Genomic DNA, 14,594 nt, shown 5'->3' on the forward strand with positions numbered 1-14,594 from the left:
GATCACCGAGGGCCAAGGGGGGCGCGATGGGCGCGAGCGGCTGGGACTACGTCACCGCGTACACAGGCGACGTCGAGGAGTCCCTGAGGGCTCTGCACGCCGAGGAGTTCGCACGGGAGTACGGCGACGACGACACGTACGCGAGCCTGGAGGAGCTCTGGGCGGACGCGGAGTTCATGAGCGAGGAGGGGACGCACTCGATCCTGGACATCCTGCATGTCGTCGGCGCCTGCACACCGCCGAACGAACACGCCGCGGACGACCACAACACCCTGCGGCCGCTCGCCCCGGGCCGGGTGAGACACCACTTCGGCACCGACAGACCCACACCGCAGCGGTTCCGGGAGGTGTACGACTCCGGGCCCGCGCTGAGCGCCGAGTGCGCGATGCGCTGGACGGGCCGGTACGTCGTCCTCTACACCGGCGACCGGCCGAGCCACCTCGGCATCTTCGGCTGTTCGGGCGACTGAGCCGCCGTTCGGGGGAAACCGCCGCGCCGGGCGCGTGGCGCGGGGCACGGGGGTCGACACCTCACCCGTGACGCTCCCTCTCATCCCGCCCATGCTCGCCACGCCCGGCCGGCTGCCGCCCGTCGCCCAGGACGCACGCTGGGCCTACGAGACCAAGCAGGACGGACAGCGGGCCGTGGTGTATCTCGCCGGGGACGGGACGCTCCGGCTGCGGGCCCGGTCGGGCGAGGACATCACCGGGGCCTATCCGGAGCTGCGGCCGCTGGGCGGGGCGCTCGGGGCGACGGCCGCCGTGCTGGACGGGGAGGTGCTGGCGCTGGACGCCGGGGGCCGGGCCGACTTCCAGCTGCTGCAGTCCCGGATGGGGCTGGTGCAGGCGCCGGGGAAGGCGGCGCGGATGGCGGCCTCGGTGCCCGTGCACCTCGTGCTGTTCGACGTCATGCACCTCGGCGGGGACCCGCTCCTGCGGGTGCCGTACGGGGAGCGCAGGGCGCGGCTCGAGGCGCTCGGGCTGGAGGGGCCGTTCTGGTCGACGCCGCGCGCGCTCGTCGGACATGGGCGCGAGGCCCTGGAGGCGACCCGCGTCCACGGTCTGGAGGGTCTCGTCTGCAAGCGACTGGACTCGGTGTACGAGCCCGGGGTGCGCTCCCGGGCCTGGATCAAGATCCGCAACATGCGCACCGCCGATGTGCTGGTCGGCGGCTGGTCGCCGGGGAAGGGACGGCTGACCGGGCTGCCCGGGGCGGTCCTCGTCGGACAGCGGACCTCCGCGGGCGCGCTGCGGTACGTCGGCAGTGTGGGCACCGGCTGGAGCGAGGCCGAGCGCACCGAACTCGCCGCGCTGCTGCGGGCCGAGGCCACCGACGTGTGCCCCTTCGATCCCGTACCGCCGGCTCCCGGCGCCCGCTGGGTGGCACCCCGGCTGGTCGGCGAGGTCCGCTACAGCACCCGGACCCGGGCCGGACTGCTGCGCCAGCCCTCCTGGCTGCGGCTGCGCACCGACCTCACAGCGGAGGAGTCGGCGGCGGACCTTCCGGACAACTCCGCCTGACACGGCACCGAATGGCCAACTGTTGGGCTGTGCTTCACCACTGATACGCCTGCGACCCCTTGGCGTGGGAGCGAAAACCGTGGAAGCTGAGCTTCCTTCAACTCCCCCTTCCCCCACAGCCGTTCGGCTGCGCCCGGATCACGAGGAGGACGCAGTGTCGTCATCTACGTTCAAGGCCCACAGCAGGAGATGGCTCACCGGACTCGCCGGTGCCGCCGCGCTCGTGCTCGCCGTCCCCTCGGTCGCCTTCGCGGCTCCCCCGGCGGCGCTGCCGCAGAACGCCGAGGCGGCCGAACTCACGTATCAGCCCGCGTTCGACTACGACACGGACGGCTGTTACTCCACCCCGGCCATCGGCCCGGACGGCACCGTCAACGGCGGGCTGAAGCCGACCGGTTCGCTCAGCGGCGAATGCCATGACGCGTCCGACCTGGACAACACCAACAGCTACTCGCGCTACAAGTGCAACAACGGCTGGTGCGCGTACATGTACGGCCTGTACTTCGAGAAGGACCAGGCGCTCGCGAACAGCAGCATCGGCGGGCACCGGCACGACTGGGAGCACGTCGTGGTCTGGGTGCAGAACGGCACGATCCAGTACGTGTCGACGTCCAACCACGGCTCGTTCACCGTGCACCCCGTGTCCGACGTCCGCTTCGAGGGCACGCACGCGAAGATCGTCTACCACAAGGACGGCATCAGCACGCACTGCTTCCGGCTGGGCAACTCCAATGACGAGCCGCCGGAGAACGACAAGCACACCTGGCAGTACCCGCCGCTGGTCGGCTGGAACGGCTACCCGTCGGGCCTGCGCGACAAGCTGAGCGCGTACGACTTCGGCAGCGCCAACTTCGGCCTCAAGGACGCCAACTTCGCCGCCCATCTGACGTCGGCGAAGCCGTCGGGGATCACCTTCGACCCCAACGCGTAGAGCGGTGCGGAACGGTCCGTTCTACCCGGTCCGGCCACGCTTCACACCGTGACGCGTGGCCGGAAAGCGGGAAGCGGTGCGGAGTGCGGGGCACGAGGGTCTATCGTGTCCCGCATGTCCGTTCCGGAACTGATCCGCATCGTGTCCCGTGACTCCCCCATGGCGCTGGCCCAGGTGGAGCGTGTCCGAGCCGAGTTGGCCGCCCTGCATCCCGGGGTGCGCACCGAGGTCGTTCCCGTGAAGACGACCGGCGACAAGTGGATGGGCGATCTGTCCCAGGTCGAGGGCAAGGGCGCGTTCACCAAGGAGGTGGACGCCGCGCTGCTGGCCGGCGAGGCGGATCTGGCGGTGCACTGCGTCAAGGACGTGCCGGCGGACCGGCCGCTGCCCGCGGGCACGGTGTTCGCCGCGTTCCTCCGCCGCGACGACATCCGCGACGCCCTGATCCACCCGGGCGGGCTCACCCTCGACGAACTGCCGGACGGCACCCGGATCGGCACGTCCTCGGTGCGCCGGGTCGCCCAGCTGGCCGCCACCCACCCGCAGCTGGAGTGCGTGCCGTTCCGCGGCAACGCCAACCGACGGCTGGAGAAGCTGGCGGCGGGCGAGGCGGACGCGCTGCTGCTGGCGGTGTCCGGTCTGGAGCGCATCGGCCGCACGGACGTGATCAGCGAGGTGCTCTCGCCGGAGACGATGATGCCGCCGATCGGCGCGGGCATCCTCGCGCTCCAGTGCCGGGAGGGCGACACCGAGCTGATCGACGCCGTCAGCGGGCTCGGCGATCCGGCCACCCACCGCGAGGCCACGGCGGAGCGGATGTTCCTGCATGTGCTCCAGGGGCACTGCAACAGCCCGATCGCCGGGTTCGCCCGGGTGGACCGCAGCGGGGAACTGTCGCTGCGGGCCTGTGTGTTCACGCCCGACGGCAAGGTGCGGCTCAACGCCCACGAGTGGGCGGGGCGGCTCGACCCGGCGACGCTCGGTACGTCGGTGGCGGTGGCGCTGCTGCGGCAGGGCGCCCGCGAGATCATCGACGGCATTCCGCACTGAGCGCCGCTTTCATGGCCCGGGGCACCCTCAGGCGGTGCCCTCCTCGGCCTGGTCCCGCAGGAAGTTGCTCACCTGGCGGGCCAGGCTGTCCCGGCACGTCCCCGTCGGCGGCGCCCCGTCCTGGAGGCCGATGCCGCCGGTCCACAGCCGGCGGTCGGCCCACTCGTCGTCGACCCGCAGCTGGATCTGCACATCCACCTGACCGAGCGCGGCCTCGGGGCCGGCGGCGTAGAGGACGGCGGTGGCGCGGCGCAGCGGGTAGACGTCGAAGCCCTCGATGAACTGCGAGTTGCGCCAGTCGATGAACGCGCTGTCGCCGTCGGGCCCGATCCGTACGTCGATCTGGCCGTCCTCGAGGTGGATGGTGGAGTGTCCCGTGCCGCGGTTCTCGACGGTCACCCGCAGCCGGAAATAGGTCAGCCCCTCGGCCGCGTCGTCACGGCCCCTGGGCGGCTCGCACTGCTCCAGTTGGTGGACACGGACCCGCAGACCGGCATGCTCGTCGTACTCCTGCCAGTCCCCGACCACGTTCGGCTCGTCCACAGTCCACCTCTCGACTTCTACCGGCTGCTTCCTATCCGTGTGCTCAGCGCACTGTCAAATGAGCGGAATGCGCTGTGGCCAGGGGGTTCACCCCTTTTGATCGTCGATCAAGCCGTGCGCAGGAAGAATCCGCCGAAGGCCGCCGCGGGGCGTGCCGCGGGCGTGCCGCACATCACGTCGCGCCAAGATCGGCGGGCAAGATCACGGGGCGGGATCCCGGCCGGGTTCACCGGGCCAGCCGGCCGAGCAGTGCGGAGGCGGCGGTGATGCCGAGCGCGGCGGCCAGGACGAGCACCCCGAAGTCGAGCGCGAGGTGCGCGGGCGTGCCGAGGAGGAGACCGCGCAGGGCGTCCACCTCGTAGCTGAGCGGGTTGATCCTGCTGATCGCCTGGAGCCAGCCCGGCATGACGGCGACCGGGTAGAGGGCGTTGGACCCGAAGAACAGCGGCATGGTGATGGCCTGGGTCAATGCCGGTCCACAAGCTGTTCCAGTGAGTCGGTGTGCTGCGGACTCTTGGGCAACGACAAGATCTTCGCCTTCGATCCAACGGCCACCACGCAGCCGCACACCACCCGGCTTGGAGACGGCACCCTCGTTACCGACATCGCCCGATGGGCTGGGCGCGGCCCGCGCGATCGGCCAGGTTTTGACACCCACCCCTGAGCGGACAAAAGTGGAGTGGACTTCTCGGGACGGATCGCTCGACCGATCGGAGGTCGTCGATGGCCCCCCGCGACCGCAGCCAGGCCTTGGACCACGTCGTGGCCCTGATGTTCGAGAATCGCTCGTTCGACACGCTTCTCGGACAGCTTTACCAGCCCGATGAGGTTCCCAGGTTCGAGGGTGTTCTCGGAAGGAACCTGTCGAATCCGATCCCGGACTGGGCCGAGGACCGTTCCGGCCACCAGAGCGTCCCGTTCGGCGTTGCCGAGACGATGGACACGCCCAACCCGGATCCGGGCGAGGAGTACCAGCACGTCAACACACAGCTCTTCAATGTGATCGACCCCGAAGCCAACCGCGGGGTGCTGGCCGAGCACATGGCCGCCCCGTTCAACGCGCCACCGCCCGGACGTACGCCGACGATGGACGGCTTCGTCACCGATTACATCAGCGCTTTCACGGCGGAGATGGGTCGGCAGCCGAAGCACCACGAATACGCACAGATCATGGCTGGGTACACTCCGGACCAGCTCCCTGTGATCTCAGCGCTGGCGCGTGGTTTCGGCACGTTCGATCACTGGTTCGCGGAAGTGCCGTCGCAGACGTTCACGAACCGCTCGTTCTTCCACGCCGCACAGGCGTCGGGCTTCGTCGTCAACGCGCCCTACGGCACCTTCCCGATAAAGAACAACGCCGAAACGGTCTTCGAGCGACTGGAGGCCAGCGGCCTGACCTGGCGGGTCTACGTCGACGCGCCGAGCCCCCTGCCCTTCACCGGCCTGATCCACGCCCCGAGGCTGCGGCAGCGGTTCGCCACCCACTTCGTCACCATGGACCGCTTCCTGGAGGACGCCGCCGCCGGCACGCTGCCGACCTACTCCTTCATCGAGCCCAACCTCTGGCACGGCCACAACGACATGCACCCGCCGGAATCCGCTCTGCTCCAGGGGATCCCCTTTGATGCGCCCTCGTCGCTGCTGGGCGGGGAGGCACTGCTGGCCAAGGTGTACGACGCCGTCCGCTCCTCGACCTCGTCCGACGGGTCCAACGCGTACAACACGCTGCTCATGGTCGTCTTCGACGAGCACGGCGGCACTTACGACCACGTACCCCCGCCCGCGGCCGTCCCTCCGGACCCCGCCGCGCCGCCCGGACAGATGGGCTTCGCCTTCGACCGGCTCGGCGTCCGTCTGCCCGCGATCGCGATCTCCGCGTGGCTGCCCGCCCGGACAGTGATCAACGGAGTGCACCACCACACATCGGTCATCCGTACCCTGCGCGAACGGTGGAGCCTCGGGCACGCCCTCACCGCAAGGGACGCCAACGCCCCCGACCTCACTTCCCTCCTGACCCTCGACGAGCCCCGCGACCCACAGGACTGGCCCGATGTCACGGCCCGGCCGGTCCCCGAGTTCAACCAGGCGATGATTCCGCCCGACGCGCCACTGAACCCCCTCGCCACCGCCATGTTCCACGGCTTCCTCACACTCGTCGAACACCTGGGAGCCACCGTCCCCAAGATCGACGAGAGCGCACCGCTGAAGGGCCGGGAAGCCATCGAGATCGTGCACGAGAGCGCACATATGCTCTTCCCCGGCCTCCGGCCATCAGCGAACTGACACCAACCGCCCGCAGTCAAGACGCGGCCCCTGATCGCGCATCACCCCAGACCACTCCCCCGGCATTTGGAAGCGGTACCGGATCGCCTGGCCGATGCCCATCAGCCGGTCGCGGCTGAGGACGATGCCCGCGATGGTCATGGACAGACAGGAGAAGAACGCCGAGCCGAGGACCACGATCCCGGCGACCCCGAGCAGCTTCAGCGGGTTCCAGGTCAGGGCGACCCCGAGCAGGGCGGCGATGAGGATCACGACGACGGCCTGGATCAGTGACTTCACCCCGGCCGCGAACGCCTTGCCGGTGATCAGCGCCGAGCGCGGGGTGGGCGTGACGAGGAGTTTGTCGAGGACCCCGGCGTCACGCTCCCAGATGATCTGGATGCCGTAGAAGATGGCGATGAACATGGCGGACTGGGCGATGATGCCGGGCGCCAGGTAGTCGGTGTAGGGGATGCCGCCCGTCGGAATCGCCCGGATGCGGCTGAAGGTCTGGCCGAAGATCAGCAGCCAGAGGGCGGGCTGGACGGCCCGGGTGTAGAGCTCGGTGCGGTCATGGCGAAGTTTCTGCAGTTCGACGGTGCACAGGGCGCCGATCCGGGCCGGGAGCACCGCCAGCCGGCCCGCGGCACGGGCGGCTTCAGCAGCAGGTCGATGCCTCGCTCGTGGGCCCGGTCAGCCGACGCGCTGCGCGGTGCGGCGGGTGCTTCGGACATCGCGGAAGTCTCCTGACGTGTCGTCGAGGCCGCTGCCGGCGACGTCCCGGAAGACGTCCTCCAGGCTGGGCAGCGGGTCCGTGGGCGCGAGGCCGCGGCGTTCGCCGAGCCCCTGTCGCAGCTCGGTGGGGGTGCCGAGGGCGCGGATGCGGCCGCGGTGCATCAGACCGACCCGGTCGCAGTACCGGTCGGCCTCGTCCATGTAGTGCGTGGTCACCAGGACGGTCATGCCGGTGGCCTCCCGTACGGCGGCGATGTGCTCCCAGACGCCGGTGCGGGCGATCGGGTCGAGGCCGATGGTCGGCTCGTCGAGGATCAGCAGCCGGGGTGCGCTGACGAGGGCCTGGGCGAGTTCGAGGCGGCGGACCATACCGCCGGAGTAGGTGCCGGCCAGCCGGTCGGCGGCGTCCGTGAGGTCGACGGCGGCCAGGGACTGGGCGACGCGTGCGGCGCGCTCCCGGCGGGGCACGTCGAAGACTCGGGCGAACAGGGCGACGTTCTCCCGGCCGGTGAGGTTCTGGTCGGCGGACAGCTGCTGCGGGACGTACCCAAGCAGCCGCCGTACGGCCATGCGGTCGCGGGCGGCGTCCCGGCCGAAGACCGCGACCATGCCGGACGGGACGGGCAGCAGGGTGGTGATGCAGCGCAGGGCGGTGGTCTTGCCCGCCCCGTTGGGGCCGAGCAGACCGAAGACCTCGCCCTCGCGGACGGTGAGGTCGAGCCCGTCGACGGCCCTGGTGTCCCCGAAGGCGTGGGCGAGCGCGGTGCAGGTGACGGCGGCGGTCATGATTCCTCGGCCTCCTCGTGCAGACTGACGGCGAGCGAGCGCAGCGCCGGGAGGGCTGCGCGCAGGCTCTCCTGGTCGGCGGCGTCGAGCCCGGTGACATGCCGGCGGACGAGCGCGGCACGCCGCTCCTTCCAGGCCCGCAGCCGGGTCTCGGCGGCCTCGGTGAGCAGCAGCCGGGCGGCGCGCCGGTCGGCGGGATCGGTCTCGCGGACCAGGTACCCGTCCCTGACCAGTTGGTTGACCAGGGTCGAGACGGAGTTGCCCGCGAGGTACAGCTCCTTGGCGGCGTCGGAGACGCCGATGCCGGGGCGGGACTCGACGAGCCGCAGCAGTTCGACCTCGGCGCCGCGCAGCCGGGGCACGGTCAGCCCGGCGCGCAGCCGGCGCCGCAGCAGTCGCTGGATGCCGACGAGCGCGTCGGCGAGCTCTTCCGGGAAGGTCTCCTCGTCCACACCGTCGAGATTACCTCTGAGTCAGAGGTAAATTCCCCCGGAGAAAGTCAAAAAAGATTTCGGGCATATATGAACCAACAGTTTCAGAACGCCCATCAGAGGGAAAGCGCAACGTTGTGCTTCGGACAGGAGGCACGTCCGTGGGATCCCCGCCGAGCGGGCCGTCCCGGGCGATCGCCGAATCCGTCCGAGTGCGCGTCTTCCACGGTGTCCTTCCATCGTTCGGCACCCCCTTCGGGAAGGCACGCGCGATGCGTACCACCGTCAGAACCCGGCAGCACCCCCACGACGACGCCCCGGACACCACCGAGTCCTTCGCACGGCTGGCCGCCCTGTCCGACGGGCCGGAGCGCCAGGCGCTGCGGGACGAACTGGTCCGGCTGTGGCTGCCGATGGCCGAGCGGATCGCCGTCCGCTTCCGCGGGCGCGGCGAGACGCTGGAGGACCTGTACCAGGTCGCGGCCCTCGGCCTGGTCAAGGCCGTCGACCACTACGACCCCGACCGCGGCCGTGCCTTCGAGGCCTACGCGGTGCCCACGATCACCGGGGAGATCAAGCGCCACTTCCGCGACCACATGTGGACGCTGCATGTGCCCCGCCGGGTCCAGGACCTGCGCAACCGGGTACGGCACGCCACGAAGGAACTCGCCCAGACGACCCCCGGCCGGGCGCCGACCGTCGCCGAGATCGCCGCGTACGCGCAGCTCAGCGAGGACGAGGTGCACACCGGCATGGAGGCGCTGGAGTGCTTCTCCGCGCTGTCGCTGGAGGCCGAGATGCCCGGCACCGACGGCTACGCCCTCACGGACGCCCTCGGCGATCCCGATCCCGGCTACGACACCGTCGTCGACCGCGTCGCCGCGGCGCCCTGCCTGCGGGCCCTGCCGGAGCGCGAGCGGACCATCCTCTATCTGCGGTTCTTCCAGGGCATGACCCAGAGCACCATCGCCGAGCGGCTCGGCATCTCGCAGATGCATGTCTCACGGCTGCTGAGCAGCTGCTTCGCCCGGCTGCGCGAGGAGGTCGTGCCGGAGGCGGACTGAGCGCCCCCTCCCGAGCGCCCCCGTCCCGAGCGCCTCATCCCGAGCGCTCACTCCCATGGCGGCGCGCCGGGGATCTGCGTCGGGCCGTGCTGGTCCAGCAGGACCTCCAGCTCCGCCCGGATCCGCTCGGGCATCTCTCCGCTGCGCCCCCAGATGAGGATCAGCTCCGAGACATTGCGCAGCTTGATGTTGGTGTGCTGGGAGACCTCCCTGAGGATCACCCAGCCCTCGTCCGGCGACACCCGCCCCAGCGCGACGATCACACCGATCGCCTGATCCACCACGGCATGCGAGGCGACCGCCTCCTTGAGCTGGTCGACCTCCTGCTGGAGCTGGAGGATCCGGGCCGTTTCGTCGCCCGGGTCGCGCGGTACTCGGTCCACCACTCCATCGTGCCACCACGTCCTCGGCAGGCGCCGCCGCCGACTCCGGCCGGACACTGGAGGAGAGCCTCCGGCCGTCGGCCGGGAGAGCCGGGAGACAGGAACGCGAGCCCCCATGAACGATCACCCGTCCTCAGCCCACGGTCCGAAAGAAGTCCTCTCCACCCACTCCGTGTTCGGCGCGCCCTGCTGGGTCAGTCTCACCAGCCGCGATCTGGAGGCCACCCAGGAGTTCTACGGGGCCGTCCTCGGCTGGCGGTGGCGCCGCGGCACGCTGGGTGAACACTTCCGTACGGCGCTGGTCGACGACGTCCCGGTGGCCGGGATCGCCGCCGTCGCCGCGATGTGGCAGATGGCGGTGGCGTGGACGCCGTACTTCGCCGTCCCCAGCGCCGACGAGGCCGCCTCCCGGACCAGGGAGCGCGGGGGGACCGTGGCGGTGGGGCCGATCTCGCTGCCGCCGGGCCGGGCGGCCCTGCTGGCCGACCGGGAGGGGGCGACCTTCGGCGTCTGGGAGGGCAAGCTGATCGGCAACTGGGAGGCGTGGCGGCAGGCCGCCCCCTCCTTCATCCGGCTGCACACCCGCGACGCGTTCGACTCCGCGATCTTCTACGGCGAGATCCTCGACTGGGCCACGGACCGGCCCGGGTGCTGCGAGGTGCGGTACGAGGGCGGCGAGGTCGTGCTGCGCAGCGGGGGCGATGTCGTGGCCCGGATCGAGTCGGGGGCGTTGGAGGCGGCGCCGGATCCCACCATTCGGCCGCACTGGCAGGTGCACTTTGCCGTCGGCGAAGTTCCGGGGGCGGTGCGGGCCGCCGAGAAGCACGGGGGGAGTGTGTTGCGGGAGTCGGAGGAGGAGGCGATTCTCCGGGATCCGGATGGGGCGCAGTTCACTGTGACGTCGCGTCGTCAGAGGTAGCCGCGCCCCTGAAGGGGGAGCCTCGCGCCCCTTCGGTCACTCCGATCGGCGTGGGGGGCGGGACAACACGATCAGGCTGCGGGGCTCCAGGGTCACTTCTCCGCCCGCCTTGTACTCCGTCTCGTCCCGGGGTTCGTCCGGTTCCGCCGTGTCCGCGCAGACCGTCCAGCGTTCGCCGTAGGCGGTGCCGGGCAGGCGGAAGGGTACCGGTTCCCAGTAGCTGTTGAAGAGCAGGAGGAAGGAGTCGTCCACCACCGGACGGCCCCGGGGGTCGGGTTCGGCGATGGCGTCGCCGTTGAGGAAGACGCCGACGCTGTGGGCGTCGGAGCGCTGCCAGTCGCGGTCGCGCATCTCGCGGGCGTCCGGCTGGAGCCAGACCAGGTCGGGCAGCGGCTGTCCGGCGTGGGTGACGGTCTCGCCGAGGAAGAAGCGGCGGCGGCGCAGCACGGGGTGGGCGGCGCGCAGGGCGACGAGGCGGCGGCAGAAGTCGGTGAGCCGGCGCTGCTCCTCGGTGAGCCGCCAGTCGACCCAGGAGACCTTGTTGTCCTGGCAGTAGGCGTTGTTGTTGCCGTGCTGGGTGCGGCCGAGTTCGTCGCCGTGGCCGATCATCGGGATGCCCTGGGAGAGCAGCAGCGTGGCGAGGAGGTTGCGCTGCTGGCGGGCTCGCAGGGCGAGGACGGCCGGGTCGTCGGTCTCGCCCTCCGCCCCGCAGTTCCAGGAGCGGTTGTGGTTCTCGCCGTCGCGGTCGCCCTCGCCGTTGGCCTGGTTGTGCTTGTCGTTGTACGAGACGAGGTCGCGCAGGGTGAAACCGTCGTGCGCGGTCACGAAGTTGACGCTGGCGCGCGGCCGGCGCCTGCTGTGGGCGTACAGGTCGGAGGAGCCGGTCAGCCGGGAGGCGAACTCGCCGAGGGAGTGCGGCTCGGCCCGCCAGAAGTCCCGTACGGCGTCCCGGTACTTGCCGTTCCACTCCGACCACAGCGGCGGGAAGTTGCCCACCTGGTAGCCGCCCTCGCCCACGTCCCAGGGCTCGGCGATCAGCTTGACGCGGCTGATCACCGGGTCCTGCTGGATCAGGTCGAAGAACGCCGACAGCCGGTCCACCTCGTGGAACTGCCGGGCCAGGGTGGCCGCGAGGTCGAAACGGAAGCCGTCGACGTGCATCTCGGTCACCCAGTAGCGCAGCGAGTCCATGATCAGCTGAAGGACGTACGGGTGGCGCATGAGCAGGCTGTTGCCGGTGCCGGTAGTGTCGTAGTAGTGCGCCCAGTCGCCGTCCACCAGGCGGTAGTACGAGGCGTTGTCGATGCCGCGGAAGGAGAGCGTGGGGCCCTTCTGGTTGCCCTCGGCGGTGTGGTTGTAGACGACGTCGAGGATCACCTCGAGGCCGGCCGTGTGCAGCGCCTTCACCATCTCCTTGAACTCGGTGACCTGCTGTCCCCGGGTGCCGTGGGCGGCGTAGGCGTGGTGCGGCGCGAAGAAGCCGATGGTGTTGTAGCCCCAGTAGTTGGACAGGCCGCGGTCGGTGAGCACGCCGTCCTGCGCGTACTGGTGGACCGGCATCAGCTCGATCGCCGTCACGCCCAGCGAGGTGAGGTGCTCGGTCACCGCCGGGTGGGCGAGGCCGGCGTAGGTGCCGCGCAGGGCGCGCGGGACGTCGGGGTGGGTGCGGGTGAGTCCGCGGACATGGGCCTCGTAGATCACGGTGTCGGCGTACGAGCGCCGGGGCGGGGTGTCCTCGCCCCAGTCGAAGGCGGGGTCGGTGACCACCCCGAGCAGGGTGTGCCCGGCGCTGTCGGCGGGGTCGGGGCCGTCCCCGGCGCGTTCGAAGAGGGAGGGGTGGTTGTCGGTCCGGCCGTCGACGGCGCGTGCGTAGGGGTCCAGGAGCAGCTTCGCCGGGTTGCAGCGGTGTCCGGCGGCCGGGTCCCAGGGGCCGTGCACCCGGTAGCCGTAGCGCTGTCCGGGGCCGACTCCGGGCAGGTGGCCGTGCCAGACGAAGCCGTCGACCTCGGTGAGGGGGACGCTCCGGTGACTGTCGTCGTCCTCGACGAGCACCAGGTCGACCCGCTCGGCGACCTCGCTGAACAGTGCGAAGTTGGTGCCTTTCCCGTCGAAGTCGGCGCCCAGCGGGTAGGGGTGCCCACTCCACGCGGGCACCCCTGCGTTCCGGTACGGCGGTGAGATCACCGGGCGGCCTCCAGGACCCCGGACTCCTCGGCCGCCGGTGCGGCCAGCGCCGCCACCGGGAGTGCGCGGGGCACCCGGCGCCCCTCGCGCAGACTGGGCGACGGCGCGGTCGGCACCAGCGGGACGCGCTCGCCGGAACGGGCGCGCTGCGAGAACCAGATGACCTTGGCTCCGGTGTCGGTGGCGCAGCAGCCCCAGCCGTCGCTCATCGCGGCGATCCGCTCCAGGCAGCTCCGCAGGTCCTGGTCCGGGCGCAGCTCACGGTCGTTGCCGCCGACGGCCGTGATCAGATGCTGGCCGTTCCACCACATCTCGATCGAGAGGGACTTGTCCCTCGCATGCTCGTCGATGGCCTTCAACAGCATCCCGGCGCCGCCGCAGACGGGGGCGACGAGGGTTTCGAGGTCCCAGTACCTCAGATGGGCGGCCAGGATCCGGCCGACCTGTGCGACGCGCTCCGGACTGACGTCCACGTCGAGGTGGTAGTAGCAGGGAACTGCGGTCTTCATCGTCGTTCGCTCCTCACCGGCGAGGCTCCCGCTCCGTGGGGCCCCGCGGGCCGAATATACGGAGGGTGAGCGCTGATCGCTTCTGAGTCACCTCCCACAGTGCGGGTGTTAGTCCATTCGTGCAACACGAGCGCACTCCGGGGTGATTGAAGATCCAACAAGACGCTGGGTGTCGGCGCGTGCACCATGAGTGAAACATTCATCGAGCCCGAAAGGTGACTGCGTCATGCTGCTACCGGCCAAGACCGAGGTCGCCAGGCAGTTGCGGCGGTACCGGGCGTGGGAGCGCGTCATGCTCGCCTCCCCGGCCGACCGCGCGGTGCGGGCCACCTTCGAGGACTCGGGCTACACCCTGTGTGTGCTCATGGGAAAGCGCTGCGCGCGCGAGGCCGCGGACGCGGCGGAGCGGTATCTGCGCACCACGCTCGCCGTCTATCTGCAGGAGCAGGACGGTCGGCCGCGGCCGACCGGGGCCGTGCGGCGCGGTGGCCGGGCGGTGGCCCGGCTCGCTCCGGCGATGCCGTGACGGCGGACCCGTTCCGGCTGCGGAGCGGGAGCCGGGCGGCGGGCCCGGCGGACAACACGACGACAGACCCGGCCGCGGGCCGGACGGACGACCCGGTGCAGAACCGCGCGGCCGATCCGGCCGTTAGCCCGGCCATGAGCACAACGAAGGTGAGACGAATGAGCCCGACCCCTGTCATCGGCCGGATCCCGGTCCGCGACGTGCGGCCTGCGGTGGAGGGCGGCAGACGCCCGGCCAAGGCCGTCCCGGGGGAGAGCTTCCAGGTGACGGCGACGGTGTTCCGGGAGGGCCAGGACGCGGTGGCGGCGAATGTCGTCCTGCGCGGCCCCAAGGGCCGGCGCGGTCCGTGGACGCCGATGCGTGAACTCGCCCCGGGCAGCGACCGCTGGGGCGCCGAGGTGACCCCGGACGCGCCGGGCCGTTGGACGTACGCCGTCGAGGCCTGGAGCGACCCGGTCACCACCTGGCGCCGGACGGCACGGGTCAAGGTCCCGGCGGGCATCGACGCGGGGCTGGTCCTGGAGGAGGGCGCCGAGCTGTACGAGCGCGCGGCGGCCGGGGTGCCGAGGGGCCGGCCCCGTACGACGGTCCTCAAGGCGGCGCGGGCCCTGGGCGACGACTCCCTCCCGGTCGCGACCCGTCTGGCGGCGGCGTCGACGCCGGAGGTGGACGCGGTCCTGGCCCGGTATCCGCTGCGGGACCTGCTCACCGCCTCCGAGCCGCTGCCCCTGCTGGTCGAACGCGAACGGG

General features: G+C 71.0%; 15 protein-coding genes and 2 pseudogenes. 9 read left to right on the top strand and 8 right to left on the bottom strand.

Going from position 1 to position 14,594, the window contains the following annotated elements:
- Nucleotides 1-26 precede the first annotated feature (26 nt).
- From ABZ464_RS20625 to hemC, 4 genes are all read left to right on the top strand, one after another.
- Nucleotides 27-470 (top strand): hypothetical protein, encoded by a 444-nt coding sequence (locus ABZ464_RS20625; protein WP_359278962.1) that lies wholly within the window; start codon nt 27-29, stop codon nt 468-470.
- Nucleotides 471-561: 91 nt separating this feature from the next.
- Nucleotides 562-1,521: an ATP-dependent DNA ligase gene (locus tag ABZ464_RS20630; protein WP_359279017.1), complete on the top strand. Its 960-nt coding sequence runs from the start codon at nt 562-564 to the stop codon at nt 1,519-1,521.
- A gap of 154 nt (nt 1,522-1,675) precedes the next feature.
- Entirely contained in the window at nt 1,676-2,452 is a 777-nt protein-coding gene (locus tag ABZ464_RS20635) for an NPP1 family protein (protein WP_359278964.1), read from the top strand.
- Nucleotides 2,453-2,566: 114 nt separating this feature from the next.
- The gene (gene hemC / locus ABZ464_RS20640) at nt 2,567-3,502 is read left to right on the top strand and encodes a hydroxymethylbilane synthase (protein WP_359278966.1); all 936 of its coding nucleotides are present in this window, start codon (nt 2,567-2,569) and stop codon (nt 3,500-3,502) included.
- A gap of 27 nt (nt 3,503-3,529) precedes the next feature.
- Here the strand turns inward: hemC and ABZ464_RS20645 are convergent, their stop codons facing one another.
- On the bottom strand, nt 3,530-4,045 hold the full coding sequence (locus tag ABZ464_RS20645) for a hypothetical protein (protein ID WP_359278968.1): 516 nt from the start codon (nt 4,043-4,045) through the stop codon (nt 3,530-3,532).
- Nucleotides 4,046-4,271: 226 nt separating this feature from the next.
- Nucleotides 4,272-4,508 (bottom strand): annotated as a pseudogene (locus tag ABZ464_RS20650) (ABC transporter permease); the annotation flags it as partial.
- 260 nt (nt 4,509-4,768) lie between these two features.
- On the opposite strand from ABZ464_RS20650, the gene ABZ464_RS20655 reads away from it, so the two are divergent.
- Nucleotides 4,769-6,328 carry an alkaline phosphatase family protein gene (locus ABZ464_RS20655; protein ID WP_359278970.1) on the top strand — a complete coding sequence of 520 codons (1,560 nt, stop codon included), beginning with the start codon at nt 4,769-4,771 and terminating at the stop codon, nt 6,326-6,328.
- A gap of 81 nt (nt 6,329-6,409) precedes the next feature.
- Here the strand turns inward: ABZ464_RS20655 and ABZ464_RS20660 are convergent.
- From ABZ464_RS20660 to ABZ464_RS20670, 3 genes and pseudogenes are all read right to left on the bottom strand, one after another.
- Nucleotides 6,410-7,041, bottom strand: a pseudogene (locus tag ABZ464_RS20660) (ABC transporter permease); the annotation flags it as partial.
- Entirely contained in the window at nt 7,001-7,828 is an 828-nt protein-coding gene (locus ABZ464_RS20665) for an ATP-binding cassette domain-containing protein (RefSeq protein WP_359278972.1), read from the bottom strand. The pseudogene ABZ464_RS20660 and the gene ABZ464_RS20665, both read right to left, overlap by 41 nt.
- The gene (locus tag ABZ464_RS20670; protein WP_359278974.1) at nt 7,825-8,280 is read right to left on the bottom strand and encodes a MarR family transcriptional regulator; all 456 of its coding nucleotides are present in this window, start codon (nt 8,278-8,280) and stop codon (nt 7,825-7,827) included. Before ABZ464_RS20670 ends, ABZ464_RS20665 begins: the two co-directional genes overlap by 4 nt.
- A 251-nt stretch (nt 8,281-8,531) precedes the next feature.
- Between ABZ464_RS20670 and ABZ464_RS20675 the strand changes: the two genes are divergently transcribed.
- The gene (locus ABZ464_RS20675; protein ID WP_359278976.1) at nt 8,532-9,323 is read left to right on the top strand and encodes an RNA polymerase sigma factor SigF; all 792 of its coding nucleotides are present in this window, start codon (nt 8,532-8,534) and stop codon (nt 9,321-9,323) included.
- 47 nt (nt 9,324-9,370) lie between these two features.
- On the opposite strand, the gene ABZ464_RS20680 is transcribed toward ABZ464_RS20675, so the two are convergent.
- Nucleotides 9,371-9,706, bottom strand: coding sequence for an ANTAR domain-containing protein (locus ABZ464_RS20680; RefSeq protein WP_359278978.1), 336 nt, complete (start codon nt 9,704-9,706; stop codon nt 9,371-9,373).
- Nucleotides 9,707-9,821: 115 nt separating this feature from the next.
- Between ABZ464_RS20680 and ABZ464_RS20685 the strand changes: the two genes are divergently transcribed.
- Entirely contained in the window at nt 9,822-10,625 is an 804-nt protein-coding gene (locus tag ABZ464_RS20685) for a VOC family protein (RefSeq protein ID WP_359278980.1), read from the top strand.
- A 36-nt stretch (nt 10,626-10,661) separates the two neighbouring features.
- Here the strand turns inward: ABZ464_RS20685 and glgX are convergent, their stop codons facing one another.
- The gene (glgX, locus tag ABZ464_RS20690; protein ID WP_359278982.1) at nt 10,662-12,779 is read right to left on the bottom strand and encodes a glycogen debranching protein GlgX; all 2,118 of its coding nucleotides are present in this window, start codon (nt 12,777-12,779) and stop codon (nt 10,662-10,664) included.
- Nucleotides 12,780-12,805: 26 nt separating this feature from the next.
- The gene (locus ABZ464_RS20695; protein WP_359278984.1) at nt 12,806-13,318 is read right to left on the bottom strand and encodes a pep a2; all 513 of its coding nucleotides are present in this window, start codon (nt 13,316-13,318) and stop codon (nt 12,806-12,808) included.
- A 226-nt stretch (nt 13,319-13,544) separates the two neighbouring features.
- Here ABZ464_RS20695 and ABZ464_RS20700 point away from each other — a divergent pair, with 226 nt between their 5' ends.
- A complete protein-coding gene (locus ABZ464_RS20700) occupies nt 13,545-13,844 on the top strand; it encodes a DUF5133 domain-containing protein (RefSeq protein WP_359278985.1) in 300 nt (99 codons plus the stop codon).
- A 158-nt stretch (nt 13,845-14,002) separates the two neighbouring features.
- A partial coding sequence (locus ABZ464_RS20705; RefSeq protein WP_359278987.1) for a maltotransferase domain-containing protein occupies nt 14,003-14,594 on the top strand: 592 nt, incomplete at its 3' end.

This window comes from Streptomyces sp. NPDC005820 (genome assembly GCF_040630255.1).
GTDB lineage: Bacteria > Actinomycetota > Actinomycetes > Streptomycetales > Streptomycetaceae > Streptomyces.

What these genes read in the sequence shown, in the direction of transcription:
- hemC (WP_359278966.1), top strand. Translation starts at nt 2,567, where the DNA reads ATGTCCGTTCCGGAACTGATCCGCATCGTGTCCCGTGACTCCCCCATG.
- ABZ464_RS20675 (WP_359278976.1), top strand. Translation starts at nt 8,532, where the DNA reads ATGCGTACCACCGTCAGAACCCGGCAGCACCCCCACGACGACGCCCCG.
- ABZ464_RS20685 (WP_359278980.1), top strand. Translation starts at nt 9,822, where the DNA reads ATGAACGATCACCCGTCCTCAGCCCACGGTCCGAAAGAAGTCCTCTCC.
- ABZ464_RS20665 (WP_359278972.1), bottom strand. Translation starts at nt 7,828, where the DNA reads ATGACCGCCGCCGTCACCTGCACCGCGCTCGCCCACGCCTTCGGGGAC.
- ABZ464_RS20700 (WP_359278985.1), top strand. Translation starts at nt 13,545, where the DNA reads ATGCTGCTACCGGCCAAGACCGAGGTCGCCAGGCAGTTGCGGCGGTAC.
- ABZ464_RS20630 (WP_359279017.1), top strand. Translation starts at nt 562, where the DNA reads ATGCTCGCCACGCCCGGCCGGCTGCCGCCCGTCGCCCAGGACGCACGC.
- ABZ464_RS20655 (WP_359278970.1), top strand. Translation starts at nt 4,769, where the DNA reads ATGGCCCCCCGCGACCGCAGCCAGGCCTTGGACCACGTCGTGGCCCTG.
- ABZ464_RS20625 (WP_359278962.1), top strand. Translation starts at nt 27, where the DNA reads ATGGGCGCGAGCGGCTGGGACTACGTCACCGCGTACACAGGCGACGTC.
- ABZ464_RS20695 (WP_359278984.1), bottom strand. Translation starts at nt 13,318, where the DNA reads ATGAAGACCGCAGTTCCCTGCTACTACCACCTCGACGTGGACGTCAGT.